This is a genomic window from Dehalococcoidia bacterium, from assembly GCA_035310145.1.
Lineage (GTDB): Bacteria > Chloroflexota > Dehalococcoidia > CAUJGQ01 > CAUJGQ01 > CALFMN01.
On record DATGEL010000052.1, the window covers coordinates 1 to 17443 of the forward strand.

Here is a 17443-nt window from a genome sequence, read left to right on the forward strand (position 1 = left end):
GTTGCCGGCACGGCGCGTGATGCGGCCGTTGACGGTGTAGTCGAGCAGCGCGGGGGTGAGGAAGTGCAGCGCCGCCTCGACCTGGGAGAGGTCGATGTACTGCCCTTCGCCGGTGCGGCGGCGGTGGTCGAGCGCGGCGAGCAGCGAGGTCGCGACGAACTTGGGCGCGACGTAGTCGGTGTAGGCGCCGAAGGGGCCGGTGGGGGCGCGGTCGGGCCAGCCGGTCAACGCGCCGAAGCCGGCCAGCGCCGAGCCCATCGTGCCGAAGCCGGCGAGGGCGCTCTGCGGGCCGTCCTGGCCGTTGAGGCAGGTGCTGAGCATGATCAGGCCGGGGTTGATCTGCCGCAGCGTCTCGTAGTCGAGGCCCGCGCGGCGCAGGGCGCCGGCGGCGAAGCTCTCGGCCACGATGTCGGCCCAGCGCACCAGCTTGAGCAGCAACCCGCGGCCCTGCGGCTTGCTGAGGTTGATGCTGATGCCGAGCTTGCAGCAGTTGACGTTGCTGAACAGGCCCGAACGCTCGGCGCCCGACTCTCCGTCTTTGAACGGCTGGAACGAGCGCACCGCATCGATGTGTGTGGCGCTGTCGACCTTGACCACGGTAGCGCCGTAGTCGGCCAGGTAGCGGATCGCCACGGGCCCCACCATCGCCCAGGTCAGGTCCAGGACCTTGAGACCGGCGAGGGCGGCGACCTCACCCCCCGGCCCCCTCTCCAGTTTCTGGAGAGGGGGGGACTGTGGTGTTGATTGGAAGATTTCGGCGTTGTGCTGGCCGAGGGTCGGCGCGGGGCGATGGTAGCGAATCGGGGTGGCGCTGAATTTGGCGAAGGGGCCGGGATAGACGGCGGCCTCAGGCGTGGCCTCACCCCCGGCCCCTCTCCATGGGATGGAGAGGGGAGCAATGGAGAGGGGAGCGTTTGTACGGTTCCCAGTTCCCGGTTCCCGGTTCCCTGCCGCCGGTGTCCAGTAGCCGCGGGCGGCGAGCTGCTCGGAATGAACCACGTCGGCGGTGGTGCTGACGGGCACGATCAGCAGCTTGCGCTGCATGCCGCCGGCGAACAGCTCGGCCTTGGTGTGCGCCAGGGCGAAACGACCGAGCGCCTGCTGGCAGCGCTCCAGCTCGCTCATCGGCTCCTGGCCGCCGACGAGCTGCACGGCGAGGTTCCACCAGTCTTTGTCGCGCGTGGTCTCGTCGATGAAGCCTTCCTCGTAGACCCACTCCATCAGCCGCCGCGTGAAGCCGCCGAAGGCGGTGCCGAAGAGGAAGGTGATCGAGGCGTAGCCGTCTTTGCAGGGAAAGATGAAGCGCAGCAGCACCGGGCCGAGCTTGACGCCGCCGCCAACGCGCAGCACCGGCTTCTCGCCCCAGCCTTCCTGCAAGATCATCGACATCGTGGCCATCGCCGCGGCCGTCTGCGCCGAGACATCCACGTGCTGGCCGGCGCCGTCGCGCTCGCGGGCCGCGTGGGCGATCAGCGCGTTGACCGCGGCCTCGGCGCCGGCATGCAGGAAGGCCTGCGGCACCGTGCAGCGCACCGGGGCGCGGTCGTCGTCGCCGGTGAGCAGCAGGGCGCCGGAGGCGGCGTAGGCGGTCAGGTCGGTCGCGGCCCAGCCGGCCTTCGGTCCCATCTGCCCGAAGGGCGTGATCGAGACCATCACCAGCCGCGGGTTGATCGCCGCGAGCGCCGTGTAGCCGAGGCCGAGCCCGTCGAGGTAGCCGGGCGCGAACGATTCGATCAGAAAGTCGGCGCCGCGCACCAGCTCACGCAGCCGCTGCTGTCCCGCCGCGTGCGCCAGATCGAGCGTGATGCCGCGCTTGTTACGGGCGTAGGCGCGCCAGAACAGGCTGTCTTCGGCAGCGCCGCTGTCGCCGGCGAAGGGGCCGATGCGCCGTGCCGGCGAGCCGTCGGGCGGCTCGATCGCGATTACGTCGGCGCCGAGGTCGGCGAGCATCTGCCCGCAGAGCATGCCCCGTTCGTCGGTGAGGTCCAGCACTCGGTACGGTTCCAGCATGGCGCCCCTCCGCGCAGCGTGTGCCGAACAATAGCACACGCGCTCCGGGCGCGTCAGACGTCGCACCGGCGCCGGGGCCGCGAACGCGCGGGAACGATTTCAATCGTCGTCGTCGACCGGTTGGCGTGTGCTGGAGGGCGGCGGGCCGCTGCGGTTGGTGGGCAGCAGCAGCGGCGGCAGTGGCGTTTGCGTGAAGTCGAAGTCCGCCATCAGATCTCCAAGCTGCGGCTCGTTCTCGCGCACGGATGGCCGCGGATCGGGCCGGCCGTCGTTAGCCGGGTCGAGCCGCTGGCCGCCGAGGAAGACATCCTCGATGAACTTCAGGTAGGCGTCGAAGCTCAGCGTCTGGTGGTCGATGGTACCCTGCCGCGCGTAGGGGCTGATCACGAGCGCGGGCACGCGCAGACCGTAGCCGTTCTCGTCCACCACCGGCGGCGTCACGTGGTCATAGAAGCCGCCCCAGTCGTCCCAGGTGAGGAAGATCGCCGTACTGTTCCACTCCGGCCCCTGCATCACGGCGTTGATCAGGCTGGTCACGTACGCCTGGCCGGTGCTGACCAACGCCGGCGGATGCTCGCTGTCGGCGCTGTTGGGCACGATCCAGGAGACGGCCGGCAGCGTGCCGTTGGCGGCGGCAGCGTAGAAGTTGCCCACCGGCTGCACGTTGCCGAGCTGGTTGTCTTGCCTCACCGTCTCGAACCAGGGCAGCGGATTCCAGATGCCCGGCACGCTGGCACGCTGCGCCCGCGCTGGGCAGGCCATCGCGTCGTTGGCGCAGTCCGGCTCGTTGCCCTCGTCCAGGTAGTAGCCCCAGCTCACGCCGGCGTTGTGCAGCAGGTAGGTGATGTCGGTCCAGGAGAACTGCGGCGCCGGCAGAGCGCCGCGCTGGATCGCGGCGCGCAGCAGGAAGGCGGAGCCGCCGGGCGTCTGCAACTGGTTGGTGCAGCTCATCGGGTCGCCGCTGGCGCAGCGCGCCGACCAGCCGGAGACGGTGAACAGGTGCGCGGGCAGGCTCCAACTGGCGTTGGGCTCGAACATGCGGTCCTGCAGGACGAAGTTCTGCGCGTAGGCCCAGTAATTGGGGATCTCGCGCGCGTCGCGGTAGCCCATCACGTCCGGCAGTGTGCCGCCCTCGGTGCAGGCCGGGTTGTTGGCGCCGTTGCAGGAGAGGCGCCGGCCGGCCTGCTGGCGGGCGATGAAGCCGTCCATCTTGCCGCCGTCCACGTCGTCGCGCGCGTCGGTCGCGCCGTGCGGGCCGCCGGCGTTCTGGTCGTTGGCGTCGTGGTAGGGCGCCACGCAGGTTCCGCTCTGCGGATCGGGGAGGCAAACGCTGGGCACGCCGTTTTGCATGGGAATGCCGTCGGCGCCGGGAAAGGTGCCGAAGTAGGAGTCAAACGAGCGGTTCTCCTGCATGATCACGATCACGTGCTGAAGCGGGACCGGCTGCGCCGCCGCCGTCCGGGTGAAGCCGACTCGGTTGCCGCCGCCGGCCGCGAACAGCGCCGCGACGGCCGCCGTGATCAGCGCCGGTTTGAGCACGCGCGCCACCTGACGTCTCATCGATCCCCTCCGCGCGTAGATAAGCAAACGGCGCGCCCACGCGCCATGCAGCGCGCCGAACCCGCTTGGTCTCTGCACGAGAACGAGCGGGTTCGAGTTTCGCGAGAAGGAACTGTACCGTTGCGTGCGTGCGGAGCGGCGCCTCGACCGTCAGCGGGTGCGCGCCGTGCCGCGCTGCCAGGCCAGCATCAGGCCCATCGTCAGGCTGCCGGCCACCAGCGCCTCGGCCACGTCCACGGGCACGAAGCCCCAGCTCAGCTCCAGCTCGCCGCTGATCGCGCTGGCCGCCAGGCCCACCAGGACGCAGAGCGCCACGAGCGCCGCGACCCGCAGCCGCCCGGCCGCCAGCCGCAGCACACCCGCGCCCACCGCCGCGCCCGCCAGCACCGGAAAGATCTCGTTCACGCCACCCTCCCGCCGCGGGCCGGCTGCCGTGCCGCGCGCCGCGCGCCTGCAGCGCATCCTACGCCCCGCATCGCGGAAACGGTAGTAGATTGCCAATCTGCCACCGGCAGAAATCGCGATCGCGGCCTGGGCCGCGGCGGAGCTCAGCGTCCGGCCGCCTTGTGGCCGCCGCGCCTCGGCAGCGCGTCGCGGCGGATCAGCTGCTCCTCAAGCCGCTCGTCGGCCAGGCGCAGCAGCCCAACCTTCTCCAGCTCGTGCGCCAGGTCGAGCAGTTGCAGGGCGCTGAGGTTGCGTTGTTGCGTCAACAGGAGGAACTGATCGAGCAAAGCGCGCAGGCTCTCGTCTTGCTGGAACTGGCGCGGCATGGCCTCACCCCCCGGCCCCCTCTCCAGGTCTTTCCATCGCGCGGAGCGCGATCTCAGATGGAGAGGGGGAGGCTGCGGTTGGGATTGTAGTTGATGGGAGGATCAGCGGGCGGTCGTGCAGCGGGTGGGAAAGGACGGTGATCGGGTGCTCGAAGACGGTCGCAAGCAGCTCGGCCGTGAGCACCTCCCACGGGGCGCCGCAGGCGACGAGGCGGCCGCGTTGCAGCACGGCCACACGGCCGGCGCAGGCGGCGGCAAGGTTCAGGTCGTGCACGACGATCAGCACGGCGCCGCCCGCCGCGGCCTGCTCCCGCGCGATCTGCATCACCAGCTCTTGATGGCGGATGTCCAGCGCCGCGGTCGGCTCGTCCAGCAGCAGGATCGGCGCCTGCTGCGCCAGCACCCGTGCCAGCGTCACCCGTTGCTGCTCGCCGGTGGAGAGCGAGGGATAGGCGCGGCCGGCCAGCTCCAGCGCATCCACCCGCGCCAGCGCCTCGCGCACGATCGCCAGGTCGGCGTCGCTCTCGCCGCGGCGGGCGCCGAGGTGCGGGCCTCTGCCCATCAGCGCGACCTCGAAGGCGCTGAAGGCGAACTGCAACAGCGTCTGCTGCGGCATCACGGCGCGCCGCAGCGCCAGCGCCCGCGGGCGGAACGCCGAGAGCGGCCGGCCGTCCAGCAGCACCGCGCCGGCTGCCGGTGTGAGATCGCCGGCCAGCACGCTCAGCAGGGTCGATTTGCCGGCGCCGTTCGGACCCACGAGCGCAAGCACTTCGCCCGCCCGCAGCGCGATGCTGACGCCGTCCAGCAGCAGCGCCTCGCCCGCGCGGAAACAGACACCGCGGGCCTCAAGCACGGTAGGAAACAGGGAACAGGGAATAGCGAATAGCGATGGTGTAAGGCGTGGGGCGCAGGGCGCGGAGTCCTGGTCGGAGCGCTTCGGACTTCACGGTGCTCTGGCGCAGGGCGCTCCGCGGTGCGTAGAGAGCAGGCATGGCGCCGCGCCGCTCCCCACGCCTTCTGTCCCCTGTTCCCTGCGCCCTCCGCCCTCGTCTCATCCCCAGCCGCCATGCTCCTGCCGGGTGCGGTCCAGCAGCCAGAGGAAGAACGGCCCGCCGGCCAGCGCTGTGACCACGCCCAGCGGAATCTCGCGCGGCAGCGCCACGGTGCGGGCGAACAGGTCCGCGAGCAAGAGCAGCGCCGCGCCGGCCAGGGCGCTGGCCGGGAGCAGGGTGCGGTGGTCGGCCCGGCGATCAGGCGGATGATGTGCGGCACCACGAGGCCAACAAAGCTGATCACGCCGGCCACGGCCACGGCCGCCCCCGTGAGCAGCGCCGCCATCGCGATCAGGATGAAGCGCGCCCGCTCCGTGTCCACGCCCAGGTGCCGCGCCTCGCTTTCGCCCAGCACCAGCAGGTTGAGCGTACGGCCGTAGCGCGGCAGCACGAGCGAGCCAATGATCACAAACGGCGCCACCGCACCCACGGTCGTCCAGGTCGCGCTGCCCAGACTGCCGAGCTGCCAGAAGACGACGTTGCGCAACTGCGCGTCGTTGGCGAGGAAGAGCAGCAGCCCGGTCAGTGCCCCGGCGATCGCGTTCAGCGCCACGCCGGCCAGGATCAGCGTCACCACCTCGGTGCGGCCGCCGTAGCGGGCGAAGCGGTAGACGACGAGCGTGGCCAGCAGCCCGCCGGCGAAGCCCGCCAGCGGCAAGGAGGCCGCACCAAGCGCGGTGAAGCCGATCACGATCGCCGCCACGGCGCCGAGGGCGCTGCCAGCCGAGACACCGATCAACCCCGGCTCGGCCAGCGGGTTGCGGAAGATGCCCTGCAAGACCGCGCCGGCCAGCGCCAGCGCCCCGCCGACCAGCCCGGCCATGACGATGCGCGGCAGCCGGATCGCCCAGAGCACCGCATCCTGCTGCCGCGTGACCGCGACATCGATATGGATGCCCGCATGGCGCAGCACGATCGCAATCGCCTCCAGCGGCGAGATGCGCACCGCGCCGATGCCCGCGTTCAGCAGCGTGGCGCCGACAAGCAGCAGCAGCAGGGCCGGAAACAACGCCGGCCGCGAGCGCACAAAGGCGCCGGCGCCAGCCGCGCCCTCGCCTCGCGCCCTTGCCCACGGCCGTGCCAGTTGCAAGACTCCGCCAATCCTCCGCGCACCGGCGGCCCCTCGGCCCTCACCCCCGGCCCCTCTCCCAATCCTGGGAGAGGGGAGGCCTTTTACTACGCCCTACGCCCTGCGCCCCCGTTTCCTGTTCCCTACTTCAACTCGGGGTGGAGCAGCTTCGCCAGGTCGCTCAGCGCCTGGCCGGTACGCGGCCCCATACCCAGCAGGTACTGATCTTCCAGGCTGACCACGCGCTTGTTCTGGCCTGCCGGCGTCTGCGCGATGCCGGGGATCTGCAGCACGCCGTCCACACCGCCCGCGTCCTTCAGCGCCGCGCTCGTGATCAGGATCACGTCGGGCGCGGCCGTCACCAGCGCCTCGGCCGTGATCGGCTTCGAACCCTGGATGCCCGCCGCGTCGGCCGCGTCAACGCCGCCCGCGGCCACGATCATGTCGTGCGAGGGGAAGCCCTGGCCCCAGATCTGCTGCGTGCCGCCGCCGCGGATGTTCAGGAAGGCGACCTTCGGCTTGCTGGTGGCCTTCGCGGCCAGCGCCTTCGCCTCGTTCACGCTTTGCTGCTCGGCGGCGATCAGTGCTGCACCGCGACCGGGCACACCCAGCGCCGCGGCGATGTTGCGAATCTTGGTGGGAATGCCGTCGATCGTGGCATCGTACTTGAAGATCACGACGGGCACGCCGGCGCCGCGCAGCTGCTCGATTACCGGCGGCGGACCGGCCATTTCGTCGCCGACGATCAGCGATGGCTTGAGCGCGAGGATCGGCTCAGCGGTGAGCGTACGCTGGTAGCCGATCTGCGGCAGCTTCGTCACCTCGGGCGGATAGGTCGAGCTGATGTCCACGCCGGCCACGTTTGAGCCAAGGCCGAGCGCGTAGATGATCTCGGTGATGTCGCCGTCGAGCGGCACCATGCGGTCGATGTTCGTGACCTGGATGCCCTTGCCGTCCTTGTCCGTTGCCGTGGCGGGCAGCTTCGGCGCCGTCTCGGTAGCGACAGCCGCCGCGGGCGAACCGGCGGCGGTTGGCGATGCGGATGCGGCCGTGGGCGAGACGGCAGCCGGCGAGCTGCGCGCGGCCGTGGCTGCTGTGCCGGACGGAGCCGACGCGGCGGCCGGCGTGCCGGCGGCGCGTGAGGCCGCGGGCGGCTGCGTGGCGGCGCTGTTGGCCTTGTTGCCGCCGATGTTGTTACTGCTGCTGCACGCCACCAGCGCGACGGCCAGCAGCACGGCCGCGATCGGCCGCAGGGCGCGGAGATAGGGGATCACGCGTGCGACTCCTGCCGTGCGATTGCTGCGCCCGCGGTCGCAAACCGGCGTGCGCACGGCGGCAGCAGCCCGCCCTGCCGCGGCGCCGCGACGCAAGGGGGCCGCCGCGGCCTGTATCCAGTCTCCGAAGCCCCCGGCGCGGCGTCAAACAGATCTGTACATCCAGCCGCGCCGATCTCGGAGATTTAGCAAGAATTACCCAGAGTCCGTGCGTGGCCGCGGCCTGCCCTCAGCCCGCCGGCGCGGCGACGATGCGCTCCGGGTAGCGGGCATAGGTGATGATCGACCGCGGCTCGATCGCCAGGTAGCAACCGTCGCCCGGCCGGCCCCAACCGCGCGGGCTGGTATCGCCCAGCCCAACGTGCACGGCTTCAATTCGCGCGAAGTCCGCGTCGTCCTGGTGCACGGGCCGCGCCGTGCCCTGCACGATCACCGCCAGGTCGATGCCCTCGAAGGTCGTGAGCGCCACCCTCGGCTGCCGCGCCACCATGCGGTAGCGGGCGGCCGTGCGCGTGGTGGGAATGTGGAAGACGCCGCCGATCAGCAGACAGCCGATCGGCGCCACGCGCGGCTCGCCGGCGGCCGTGGCCGTGCTCAGCGCCACGACGGTGTTGCCGTTGAAGACGGCGACCACCTGCCGCGCCGAAAGCGAGTGCTCCGGCATCTCGAACGAGCTGCGCAGAAACGGCCCCGCCCCGGCGATGCCGCGATCGATCAGCGCCTGCAGGCGCGCCATGTCCGCAGCTGACTCCTGCATCCATGCCCCCGCGGCCGCCGGCTCCGCTATGATCTCGGCCAGTATGGTCGCCAACTGGCCCCTGGCGGCCACATCCATCGTAGCGGGAGAAAGGGAGCAGCGATCAAATGTGTGATGGCCGTGAGCCGATCATCGCCGCCGGCACGGAATTCGATGCCGAGATCACCGCCACCGTCAAAGAGGCCGTGTGGGCCTTCCTCGCGACCGCCGGCGGGCGCCAGCCGCACGTGCGCGTCGTCCATCCCGTGTGGGAAGGGCGCGCCGTCTGGATCGCGACGCGCAGCGGCTCGGCCAAAGTGCGCCAGCTCGCGCGCAACCCGCGAGCCGAGCTGTTCTATTGGACCCATGCCGGCAAGCACCTCACCGTGACCGGCGCCTGCGTGCTCGCTGCCGCCGCGTCCGAGAAGGCGCGGCTCTGGGCGCTCTTCAAGGAAGACCCGATCGCCGGCTACGACCCGGCCCTGATCTGGAAAGGGCCCGACGATCCCAACCTCGCCCTGCTGCGCCTCGATCCGCGCCGCATCGAGGCGTTCAACACGCCGGAGCTGGCGCAGGGGATCAAGCCGCGCCTCTGGCGGGCGCAGGGGTAGGCTGCAGCCGGGCGGTGCGGGACCGCCGAGTCAGGCCGTCGCTTCCACGAACTGCGCGCGGAAGGCCGCGATCTCCGCCCGCGGCACGCCGATGCCGCGCAGGTAGCCGGCGGTCGAGCCGTGGCGCTCGTCCAGGTAGGAGAGCACGGCCTGCATCGCCGCGGCCGGCGCCCGGAAGAGCGGTTCGGCCCTGTCGATGTCGACGCCGCGCGCGCGGCTGCGGGCGCGGAACTCCGGCAGCTTCGGCGCAATGTAGCCGTCGGAGAGCGCGAAGTCGGCGATGATCGCCTCGTCCGGCACGCCGGCGGTACGCAGCAGCAGCGCCGCGGTCACGCCGGTGCGGTCCTTGCCGGCGGCGCAGTGAAACAGATAGGGGTACGACTCCTCCGCGGCCAGGTGCGCGAAGACGCGGCGAAACGTCTCGCCGCTGTGCTCCAGCATGTGGATGAACATCTGCTCCAAACGGAAGGCGCCCCAGTCGAAGCCGGGGCTGCGGTCATCGCCCATCACGTTGACGTTCACACGCATCGGGTTGTGCACGTGGCGCACGCCGGGCGGCAGCCGGTCGGGATAACGCGCGATCTCCTGCTCGCTGCGCAGATCGCAGACCAGTCCCAGGCCGAGCCGTGCGATCGCGATCTGGTCGGCGTCGCTCAGATAGGCAAGGGAATCGGCGCGAAAGATACGGCCGCTGCGCGTGCGTCTACCGCCATCGGTGGCGTAGCCGCCCAGGTCGCGCAGGTTGAACATCCCCTCCAGCCGCAGCGGTGTACCGGGCGCGGCCAGCGCCTCCGCGTGCAGATCCGAGAGGGCGGCGGGAGGTTGCGCGATCGGCGGCGCCGCGGCCGGCCGGCGGCTGCCGGCGTTGTGCCGCTGCGGCGCCGGCGAGGCGGCAAGCGGGCGCTTCGGGGCGAAGTTCGACATAGACCCTCTTTCGGAAGCGGCGGACTACTGGATTCGGCGCCGTCCGCTCCGATGCTCAGAGTAGCGGTTCCGCGTTAGGTCGGCGTTACGCGCCGCCGCTGCCGCCGAGCACGGGCCAAACTGTTACCCGACTGTTATCCCGCGGGTAGCAGACACGCCTGCGCCGGCGATCCGCCGCTGCCGAGGATGATGGCGAGGGGGCATCGCATGTTCACACGCAAGAGCAAGCCGGTCGAAGATCGCGTGCATCGTGTCGTCGAGGCGACGGGGCGGGCGCCGGAGCTTCGACAGGAGGGTGAGCCGCCGGGCGACAGTTTCCGCGCGGCGCCGGGGCCGATTCCGCCGCGGCGCATCGTCGAGCCGGAACCCGAGCCGCTCTATCCGGCGCCCGGCCGCGATGCCGCACCGATCGAGCAGGTAAGCTCGCTGCGCCAGAGCGTGATGCAGCGCGTGGAGCGCGAGCCGGTGAAAGAAGAGCCGGCGCTGGTGGCGCGCGTGCGCAGCAACTGGCTGCGCGACCGCCCCGACCCGCTGGTGCTCGGCGCCGTGGTGGTCGTGGCCGTGGTGGTCGGCCTGGTGCTGCTGCCGCTGCTCTTCCACGGCGGCAGCTCCAAGAAGAGCAGCACCGCGCAGAACCCGACCACGGTGGCGGCCCAGCCGGCCGCTCCGGCGGTCAGCGCCGTCGCCGGTAAGGCAACGGCCGCGCCGGCGACATCATCAAGCCCGATCTTCGCCGCGGAGACGCCGGCGGCCACGGCGGCCGCGGCGCGGCCCGCCGCCTCGCCGCCGGTCTTCGGCGCCCCGGCCGCTGCCGGCCCGCAGTCCGGCAGTGCTGCTTCGCCCGCGGGCGGCCTCGGCCCGGCGGCGCGCACGGTCGCAACCTCAGCGGCTACGCCCGCGCCCGGCGCCACGCCACCGCTGACGCGCCCGGCGCGCAGCGCCCCGCTCACCCCTCCCTCGGCCACGCCGGATCCGGGCCAGTCGCTGGTTGGCGTCGTCGGCAACGCCGCGGCCGCACAGCCGCCGGCGCAGGTGGGCAGCAGCTCGCCCGGCCAGGTCAACATCCCCGGCGTGACCTCGAGCAGCAGTGCCGGCAGCGGCAGCAGCCGTGCCGGCGTGGCTCCCGCCCGCGTCAGCGGCGGCGGCAGCGCCCCGGTGGCCGCGGCCGCGCCGCAGCCCTCGACGATCGCGCCTAGCCTGGACGACATCGCCGCGCAGACGCAGCGCGCGGCCAGCGCCGCCTCCTCGCGCGGCGGGCACTAACAGCCGGAGAGCAAGCATGGTGCAGGCAGCCTATCTGCGCGACGCGGGTGCGGGCGCGCCGAAGGACCCGGTCTTCGAGATTTGGCCCGCTTCGCCGCAGACCGCGGCGGCCACCGGCCTTTCGGCCGTCTTCCTCGAAGAGCTGATTCTCAAGACGATTCACTACGCCGGGCCGTCGACGCTCGAACACCTGCAGCGGCGCACCGGCCTCTCGGCAGCGGTGGTGGAAGAGATTACCGATAGCCTGCGTGGCCTCGGCCTGGTCGACATCTCCACCGTGCAGGACCACGGCGGCCAAAACTACTCCGCGCTCGGCTACCGCTTCGTGCTCAGCGGCAAGGGGCAGGCCCGCGCCCAGGACGCGCTCAGCCGCTCGCGCTACGCCGGCCTGGCGCCGGTGGTGATGGAGAGCTACACCGACTTGGCGCGGCGCCAGTCGCTGCGCGGCAGCCCGGCCACGGCCGAGCAGATCGCCCGCGCCATGGCGCCGTTCGTACTGCAGCCGCTGGTGCGCGACTCGCTGGCCCGCGCCTTTCACTCCGGCCGGCCGTCGCTGATCTACGGCGATTCCGGCAATGGCAAGACGGCGATCGTGGACGCCTACGCCCGCAGCTTCGGCGAGAACGTGCTGATTCCCGGCGCCCTCTACGTGAACGGCCAGACGATCCGCATCTACGACCCGGCGGTGCACAAGATCGCGGACATCGCCGAGCATCAGGCCGCGCAGCAGCCGGCGCACAGCGTTCTCAAAGGCACGGCCAAGCCGCTCGACCGCCGCTGGATCGCCGTGCGCCGCCCCGTCGTGGTCGTCGGCGGCGAGCTGACGGCGGACGATCTCGAGCTCTCTTACGACACGGGCGGCGGCTTCTACCAGGCGCCGGCGCACCTGAAGGCGCAGGACGGCATCTTCGTGATCGACGACTTCGGCCGTCAGCAGGTGAGCCCGGCGGCCCTGCTGAACCGCTGGATCGTGCCGCTGGAGCGCGGCTACGACCTGCTGGCGCTGGCCACGGGCGAGCGACTGAACGTGCCCTTCGAGATGAGCGTGCTCTTCTCCACCAACCTTTCGCCGGCCGACCTGGCGGACGAGGCGTTCCTGCGCCGCATTCCCTACAAGGTACGGCTCACCGGCCCGACCGAGGGCGACATGGCCGAGATCACGCGGCGCGAGGCGAAGATCAAGAACATCGACGTGGACGAGACGGCGGTGCAGTCATTGGTGGCCGCCGTCTTCCGCCCCGACCGGCCCACGCCGAAGGCCGTCTATCCGCGGGACCTGATCATGATCATCGACGACGGCGCCCGCTACTACGGCGAGAAGCCGCTGCTGACGCCCGAGAAGATCGCTGCCGCCTGCGATGTCTACTTCGTGCAGGAGAACGGCTGATGGCCGCTCGCACCGCCGCGGCCCTGCCGCTGCGCGGCCGGCCGGCGCTGATTGCCGCCGGCGTCTGGGCCGCGCTCCTGCCGCTCTGCGTCCGGCAGGCGCACAACCCGCTGCATCTCGTGCTGCTCGCCGGCTTCTCGGCCGTGCTCGTGGCGCTCGCCGTCTGCGACGCGACGACGATGCTGCTGCCGAACAAGCTGACCTATCCGGCCGCACTGGCGGCGATCGCGCTCGGCTGGGCCTGGCCGGCGCACGGCTTCGGCGCGACGATCGCGGGCGGCCTCGCCGGCTGGGCGATCATGTTCGCGCTGTTCGCCCTCGTGCCGGGCTTCGGCGCCGGCGATGTCAAGCTCTGCGGCCTGATCGGCCTGCTGGTGGGCTGGCCGCTGCTGCTGACGGCGCTGATGGCCGGAGTGCTGCTCAACGGGCTGGTGGTGGTGCTGGGGCTGGCGATCGGCCGGCTGCGCCTGCGCGGCGCCATGCCCTACGGACCAGGGCTGATCGCCGGAGCGCTGCTGATCCTGCTGCGAGCGCACTGAGCGCACCCGCGCACCGTCGTTACCGCCGCCCGGCACTGTCATCGGTCACCTGGTACCTGGTACCTGCTTATCTGCAAGGAGCACGGCATGGCGTTGCAGACGGAGCCGCCGCGCACACCCACCGCGGCGCCGGAGCCCCGTCGCCTCACGCATACGCGCGCCTGGGACCTGGCCAGCAAGGCGCTGCTCGTCGCGGTGTTCACCGTCTTCGCCGCGGCGCATTTCCAGCACTGGCGCACAACCGGCACGGCGACGGGGCTCGGCCTCGTGCTGCAGGAGGCGCTGACCGCCTTCCTCTTTCTTGTGCGCCGCGCGCCGCGCCGCACCTCCGCCGCGCCGTGGGACTGGCTCCTGGCCTTCGGCGGCAGCTTTCTGATCCTGCTGGTGCGGCCCTCCGGCCATCCCCTCTGGGGGCTGGACGCCGTGGCGATTGCGCTGCAGTGGGCAGGGCTGGTGGGCTGCCTGCTGGCGCTGGGTGTGCTGGGCCGCAGCTTCGGCGTGGTGGCCGCGGACCGCGGGCTGCGCACCGGCGGGCCGTACGCGGTCGTGCGGCATCCGGTCTACGCCTCCTATCTGCTCACGCAGACGGGCTACCTGCTGCAAAACCCGAGCGTGTGGAACCTCGGCCTCGTGCTGATCGTCACTGCCTGCCAGGTCGGCCGCATCCATGCCGAAGAGCGCGTGCTGGCGGAAGACGCGGCCTGGGCCGCCTTCGCCCGGCACACCCGCTACCGGCTGCTGCCCGGCCTGTTTTAGTCCCCGCGAGGGACTCTTCTGGGCTCTGGACCGCACTCAGGAGTAGAGCCTGTGAGCTTGTTCACCGATCCGGTGTGAAGTTCGCTGCACACCGCCAGGGCCGGCGGGCCTACACTCCACCCTGTTGCGCCGGCGCATGAGGCGCCGCGGCGCCGTGCCGGAAGGCCATGATGTGAGCAGCAGTATCCTGATCGTCGCCTACGACCCCGACTGGCCCCACCGCTACGAGCTTGAAGCCGGCGGTATTCGGCAGGCGCTCGGCGGCCGCTGTCTCGCCCTCGAACACATCGGCAGCACCGCCGTGGCGGGGCTGGCCGCCAAGCCGGTCGTCGACATCATGGCCGGCGTCACGAGCCTTGCGGACGCCGGCGCCTGTATCGTGCCGCTGCAGCGCCTCGGCTACGCCTTCCACCCCGAGGTCACCGCGCAACTGGGCATGCACGACGACCGCCTGTTCGTGAAAACCGTGGATGGCCGCGTCGTGGCGCACCTGCATCTCACGCAGCACGGCGGCGCCTTCTGGCAGGAGAAGCTGCTCTTCCGCGACTTCCTGCGCACACATCCGGAAGCCGCCCGCGCCTATGCCGCGCTCAAGCGGGAGCTGGCGCCGCAATTCAGCGACGGCCCCTCGTATTCGACGGCCAAGACGGCGTTCATCCAGGCGACGTTGCGGCACGCACGTGGCGCTCCAGTCTCGGCGCTGGAGCCAGCCGGCGAATGGTCCGGCAGCCGGCAAGCTCAGGCCAGGCGCTCGCCCCAGACGCAGTAGCGCACGAAGTCGCGCGGCTCGCGGCCCTCGGCCAGGGCGCGGGCGCGCTGCGCCGCCACGATCGCGTCGAGCGGCTCGATCTGCACGCCCATGAGGCCGTGCGCCGCCAGCAGCTCGGCCACGCGCACGGCCGGGACGCCGCCCAGGAACGGCAGCGTCGCCTCGACCTCCGCGTCGTAGACATCACCGGTAGCCGTCTCCGCGCCGGCGGCGCGCGGCCCCCATTCGCCGTCGACGATCGCCACGCGCCCGCCGGGGCGTGCCAGCCTCGCCCAGGCCGCCAGCGCCTGCTCGGGATGCGGCAGTGTCCAGAAGAGGTGACGGCTGACGATGAGGTCGAAGCTGGCAGCGGGGAAGTCCGGCGCCTCGGCGTCGCCGGTCACAAACGTCGCGGCCAGGCCGGCGCTCCGCGCCTTCTGTCGCGCCCTGGCGATCATCTCCGGCGCAAGGTCGGAGCCGCTGACGTGGTGGCCGCGTTCGGCCAGCAGCAGCGCCAGAAAGCCGGTGCCGCAGCCGACGTCCAGCACATCCAGAGCGCGGCCGGGCGGCGCCAGCCGGTCCAGCAGCCGCTGCCAGGCGGTGCGCTCGGCGTCGCCGTGGATGGCGTGGTCGCCCTGCTGGTCGAAGGTCGCCGCCCGCTCGTTCCAGTAGCGGCCGATCGCCTCTTTCGCCTGCATCCAGGTGCTCCGATCCGCTGCGGCTTGCCGGACAAGGTCATGCAGGGACAAGCGCCGCCTCCGCCGCGCGGCCCAGCAGCTGAGCGGCTCGCCGCTCGCCGAAGCCGCCGCGCGATGCCAAAGCGTCGCCCGCGCGGCGCCGTCCGTGGCTCAGGAGCGCCGGCGCGCGAGGAAGCCGCTGTGCCCGATCAGGAAGACGGCGGCGATGATCAGGCCGATCAGGAACAGGTGGTGCACGGCGAAGGTCAGGATGGCGAAGACGGCCACCAGCACGATCAGCACGATCAGCAATCCTCGCAGCATGGGAATCCTCCTCGTCCGTGTGCAGACAGGCGCCGCACCGCGCGGTGCGGCGCCTCGCCCCATCCGCCGGGCGCTCGCAGTGTAACGGCCCCGCACGCTCTTGCCTATATCTGCTTCCGATACCCTTGCCCCGCGCCCCGACCAGGGCGAGCCAGGCGCCCACCGCGGCGACCGCCTGTGAATTGCATCACGATATCGCTTCCTCCCCGGCCATCGCCTCTCCGCGCGGCGGTGTATCCCCTGATGTGGCAGGGGAACGACCAACGGGCAACAGCTCTGCCGCGCAGCACTGCATGGAGCGTGCATCCCGTGCGAAGCCTCGCCCTGACGCAGACGCGGCGCATGGCATGAGCACGAGCACCGGCAGGAGCAGGGCCACGCGCTGCCGCCACGGGGCGCGGCGCCGGGCGAACGGAATCGAGGAGGACGTGGTGGAACGCGCAGGACTGCAAAACCGGCTGTGGCTGTGGATCGGCGCGGGTCTGGCGCTGATCGACGCGCTCATTCATCTGCTGGAAATCTCGGACGGCTTTGAAGACGCGGCCTACGAAGGCGTGCTGTTCATCGCGGCCGTCGTGGGCGGGGTGGTTGTCACTGCGGCGCTGCTGCGCGGTCTGCGCGGCGGCTGGCTGCTGGGGGGTGTGCTTTCTGTCGGGATGCTGACCGCGTATCTGGTCAGCCGAACGGCGGGGCTGCCGGCCATCCCGCGGCAGCCGTTCTGCCTGCCGGGCCTGGTCTCGCTGGCGGCGGAGGGGCTGTTCGTGTTCGTCGCCGCCCGCAGCCTGCTCGCGCAGCCCGGCCGCGAAGCAGTGGACCTGCCCGACGCCGCCTGAAACGGTGCGTCGCCGAGAGACCGGGCTGTAGCAACGTATGCAAGGGTTCGATCATGGACGGTCAGATTCAGGACAGCGAGACTCAGTCCCCTGCGGCAGCGGAGAGTACGGCGGCCGTGGCCGTACGCCCGGGTGCGCCGGTTCCGGCTGCGGCCACGCCGGCGGCGTCCGCCTGGCGCATCCGCGCGGCCGGCGACGCCGCGGTCACCGTTGCGCGGCCGCGGCGCCGGGCGCTGGCGGAGGCGCGCGGACTCGACCGTCTGGTGCGTGCGGAGCTGCGGCGGCGACAGGTGCTGCGTGGCGGCGCCCTGGGCGCGATAGCCGGTTTCCTCACGCTGGGCGTGGGCAGCTTTCTCAACTTCTTCAATCCGCGGCACACCAGCGGCTTCGGCGGCACGGTGCGCATTCCCGCCAGCCAGGTGCCGAAGCCGGGCGACGACCCGCTGAAGATCTTCGCGATCAAGGGCTTCCTGGTGAACCTGAAGCCGGGCGAGGGCGGCTTCCAGAGCGTGCCGCCCAGCAAGAGCGGCGGCCTGGTCGCGCTCTACCAGAAGTGCCCGCATCTGGGCTGCGCCGTGCCCTGGCGCCCCGACTTCCAGTTCGGCGGCTCGACCGGCTGGTTCCGCTGTCCTTGCCACGGCTCGACCTACACGAAAGGCGGCCTGCGCGTCTTCGGCCCGGCGCCGCGTTCGCTCGACACCTTCGCCCTGGTGCGCAACAGCGATGGCTCGGTGACGGTGGACACGGGCAAGATCACGCTCGGCGGCCTCGACGACCCGCAGCGCGGCAGTCTGCCGCCGGCCTGAGCGCGGCCCGGTCGTCGCACTTTCGGCGGCGCGGCGGAACTCCTCTCAAGCGGTCCTCCCAACTCGAGGGAGGGCCAGTACGACCGGGAGTTTTGCCGTGCCGC

General features: G+C 71.6%; 19 protein-coding genes and 1 pseudogene. 8 read left to right on the plus strand and 12 right to left on the minus strand.

What is annotated here, in order from left to right:
* The 9 genes and pseudogenes from VKV26_10800 to VKV26_10840 form a co-directional block, all read right to left on the minus strand.
* A partial coding sequence (locus VKV26_10800) for a CoA transferase (GenBank protein HLZ70383.1) occupies positions 1 to 2010 on the minus strand: 2010 nt, incomplete at its 3' end.
* 99 nt (positions 2011 to 2109) lie between these two features.
* Positions 2110 to 3570, minus strand: a complete 1461-nt coding sequence (locus VKV26_10805) for an alkaline phosphatase family protein (protein HLZ70384.1) — start codon at positions 3568 to 3570, stop codon at positions 2110 to 2112.
* A gap of 150 nt (positions 3571 to 3720) precedes the next feature.
* Entirely contained in the window at positions 3721 to 3975 is a 255-nt protein-coding gene (locus VKV26_10810; protein ID HLZ70385.1) for a hypothetical protein, read from the minus strand.
* Positions 3976 to 4118: 143 nt separating this feature from the next.
* Positions 4119 to 4340: a hypothetical protein gene (locus tag VKV26_10815; GenBank protein HLZ70386.1), complete on the minus strand. Its 222-nt coding sequence runs from the start codon at positions 4338 to 4340 to the stop codon at positions 4119 to 4121.
* A 4-nt stretch (positions 4341 to 4344) separates the two neighbouring features.
* Positions 4345 to 5193 carry a heme ABC transporter ATP-binding protein gene (locus VKV26_10820; GenBank protein ID HLZ70387.1) on the minus strand — a complete coding sequence of 283 codons (849 nt, stop codon included), beginning with the start codon at positions 5191 to 5193 and terminating at the stop codon, positions 4345 to 4347.
* Between the two features lie 198 nt (positions 5194 to 5391).
* Positions 5392 to 5529, minus strand: coding sequence for an iron chelate uptake ABC transporter family permease subunit (locus VKV26_10825; protein HLZ70388.1), 138 nt, complete (start codon positions 5527 to 5529; stop codon positions 5392 to 5394).
* A gap of 107 nt (positions 5530 to 5636) precedes the next feature.
* Positions 5637 to 6419: pseudogene (locus tag VKV26_10830) on the minus strand (iron ABC transporter permease).
* A gap of 185 nt (positions 6420 to 6604) precedes the next feature.
* On the minus strand, positions 6605 to 7735 hold the full coding sequence (locus VKV26_10835) for an ABC transporter substrate-binding protein (GenBank protein ID HLZ70389.1): 1131 nt from the start codon (positions 7733 to 7735) through the stop codon (positions 6605 to 6607).
* 229 nt (positions 7736 to 7964) lie between these two features.
* Positions 7965 to 8492 carry a pyridoxamine 5'-phosphate oxidase family protein gene (locus VKV26_10840; GenBank protein ID HLZ70390.1) on the minus strand — a complete coding sequence of 176 codons (528 nt, stop codon included), beginning with the start codon at positions 8490 to 8492 and terminating at the stop codon, positions 7965 to 7967.
* Positions 8493 to 8599: 107 nt separating this feature from the next.
* On the opposite strand from VKV26_10840, the gene VKV26_10845 reads away from it, so the two are divergent.
* Positions 8600 to 9082, plus strand: a complete 483-nt coding sequence (locus VKV26_10845; GenBank protein ID HLZ70391.1) for a pyridoxamine 5'-phosphate oxidase family protein — start codon at positions 8600 to 8602, stop codon at positions 9080 to 9082.
* 30 nt (positions 9083 to 9112) lie between these two features.
* On the opposite strand, the gene VKV26_10850 is transcribed toward VKV26_10845, so the two are convergent.
* Positions 9113 to 10006 (minus strand): tyrosine-protein phosphatase, encoded by an 894-nt coding sequence (locus VKV26_10850; GenBank protein ID HLZ70392.1) that lies wholly within the window; start codon positions 10004 to 10006, stop codon positions 9113 to 9115.
* Between the two features lie 207 nt (positions 10007 to 10213).
* Here VKV26_10850 and VKV26_10855 point away from each other — a divergent pair, with 207 nt between their 5' ends.
* The 5 genes from VKV26_10855 to VKV26_10875 all read left to right on the plus strand — a co-directional run bounded on the left by VKV26_10855 (position 10214) and on the right by VKV26_10875 (position 14720).
* Entirely contained in the window at positions 10214 to 11269 is a 1056-nt protein-coding gene (locus tag VKV26_10855) for a hypothetical protein (protein ID HLZ70393.1), read from the plus strand.
* Between the two features lie 16 nt (positions 11270 to 11285).
* Positions 11286 to 12656, plus strand: a complete 1371-nt coding sequence (locus tag VKV26_10860) for a hypothetical protein (GenBank protein HLZ70394.1) — start codon at positions 11286 to 11288, stop codon at positions 12654 to 12656.
* The gene (locus tag VKV26_10865) at positions 12656 to 13195 is read left to right on the plus strand and encodes an A24 family peptidase (protein ID HLZ70395.1); all 540 of its coding nucleotides are present in this window, start codon (positions 12656 to 12658) and stop codon (positions 13193 to 13195) included. The genes VKV26_10860 and VKV26_10865 overlap by 1 nt, the downstream gene beginning before the upstream one ends.
* An 87-nt stretch (positions 13196 to 13282) precedes the next feature.
* On the plus strand, positions 13283 to 13951 hold the full coding sequence (locus tag VKV26_10870; GenBank protein HLZ70396.1) for a methyltransferase: 669 nt from the start codon (positions 13283 to 13285) through the stop codon (positions 13949 to 13951).
* Between the two features lie 172 nt (positions 13952 to 14123).
* Positions 14124 to 14720 carry a GrpB family protein gene (locus tag VKV26_10875; protein HLZ70397.1) on the plus strand — a complete coding sequence of 199 codons (597 nt, stop codon included), beginning with the start codon at positions 14124 to 14126 and terminating at the stop codon, positions 14718 to 14720.
* On the opposite strand, the gene VKV26_10880 is transcribed toward VKV26_10875, so the two are convergent.
* Both VKV26_10880 and VKV26_10885 read right to left on the minus strand, forming a co-directional pair.
* Positions 14690 to 15397 (minus strand): methyltransferase domain-containing protein, encoded by a 708-nt coding sequence (locus VKV26_10880; protein HLZ70398.1) that lies wholly within the window; start codon positions 15395 to 15397, stop codon positions 14690 to 14692. The genes VKV26_10875 and VKV26_10880 overlap by 31 nt on opposite strands.
* 150 nt (positions 15398 to 15547) lie before the next feature.
* On the minus strand, positions 15548 to 15700 hold the full coding sequence (locus tag VKV26_10885; protein ID HLZ70399.1) for a hypothetical protein: 153 nt from the start codon (positions 15698 to 15700) through the stop codon (positions 15548 to 15550).
* Between the two features lie 347 nt (positions 15701 to 16047).
* Here VKV26_10885 and VKV26_10890 point away from each other — a divergent pair, with 347 nt between their 5' ends.
* Positions 16048 to 16533: a hypothetical protein gene (locus tag VKV26_10890; protein HLZ70400.1), complete on the plus strand. Its 486-nt coding sequence runs from the start codon at positions 16048 to 16050 to the stop codon at positions 16531 to 16533.
* A gap of 53 nt (positions 16534 to 16586) precedes the next feature.
* Entirely contained in the window at positions 16587 to 17339 is a 753-nt protein-coding gene (locus tag VKV26_10895) for a Rieske 2Fe-2S domain-containing protein (GenBank protein HLZ70401.1), read from the plus strand.
* Positions 17340 to 17443: the final 104 nt, after the last annotated feature.

Bases quoted from the DNA above. Each gene is read 5' to 3' on its own strand.
- VKV26_10805 (HLZ70384.1), bottom strand. From the start codon at position 3,570: ATGAGACGTCAGGTGGCGCGCGTGCTCAAACCGGCGCTGATCACGGCG.
- VKV26_10815 (HLZ70386.1), bottom strand. From the start codon at position 4,340: ATGCCGCGCCAGTTCCAGCAAGACGAGAGCCTGCGCGCTTTGCTCGAT.
- VKV26_10840 (HLZ70390.1), bottom strand. From the start codon at position 8,492: ATGCAGGAGTCAGCTGCGGACATGGCGCGCCTGCAGGCGCTGATCGAT.
- VKV26_10845 (HLZ70391.1), top strand. From the start codon at position 8,600: ATGTGTGATGGCCGTGAGCCGATCATCGCCGCCGGCACGGAATTCGAT.
- VKV26_10850 (HLZ70392.1), bottom strand. From the start codon at position 10,006: ATGTCGAACTTCGCCCCGAAGCGCCCGCTTGCCGCCTCGCCGGCGCCG.
- VKV26_10855 (HLZ70393.1), top strand. From the start codon at position 10,214: ATGTTCACACGCAAGAGCAAGCCGGTCGAAGATCGCGTGCATCGTGTC.
- VKV26_10860 (HLZ70394.1), top strand. From the start codon at position 11,286: ATGGTGCAGGCAGCCTATCTGCGCGACGCGGGTGCGGGCGCGCCGAAG.
- VKV26_10865 (HLZ70395.1), top strand. From the start codon at position 12,656: ATGGCCGCTCGCACCGCCGCGGCCCTGCCGCTGCGCGGCCGGCCGGCG.
- VKV26_10870 (HLZ70396.1), top strand. From the start codon at position 13,283: ATGGCGTTGCAGACGGAGCCGCCGCGCACACCCACCGCGGCGCCGGAG.
- VKV26_10880 (HLZ70398.1), bottom strand. From the start codon at position 15,397: ATGCAGGCGAAAGAGGCGATCGGCCGCTACTGGAACGAGCGGGCGGCG.
- VKV26_10885 (HLZ70399.1), bottom strand. From the start codon at position 15,700: ATGCTGCGAGGATTGCTGATCGTGCTGATCGTGCTGGTGGCCGTCTTC.
- VKV26_10890 (HLZ70400.1), top strand. From the start codon at position 16,048: ATGAGCACGAGCACCGGCAGGAGCAGGGCCACGCGCTGCCGCCACGGG.
- VKV26_10895 (HLZ70401.1), top strand. From the start codon at position 16,587: ATGGACGGTCAGATTCAGGACAGCGAGACTCAGTCCCCTGCGGCAGCG.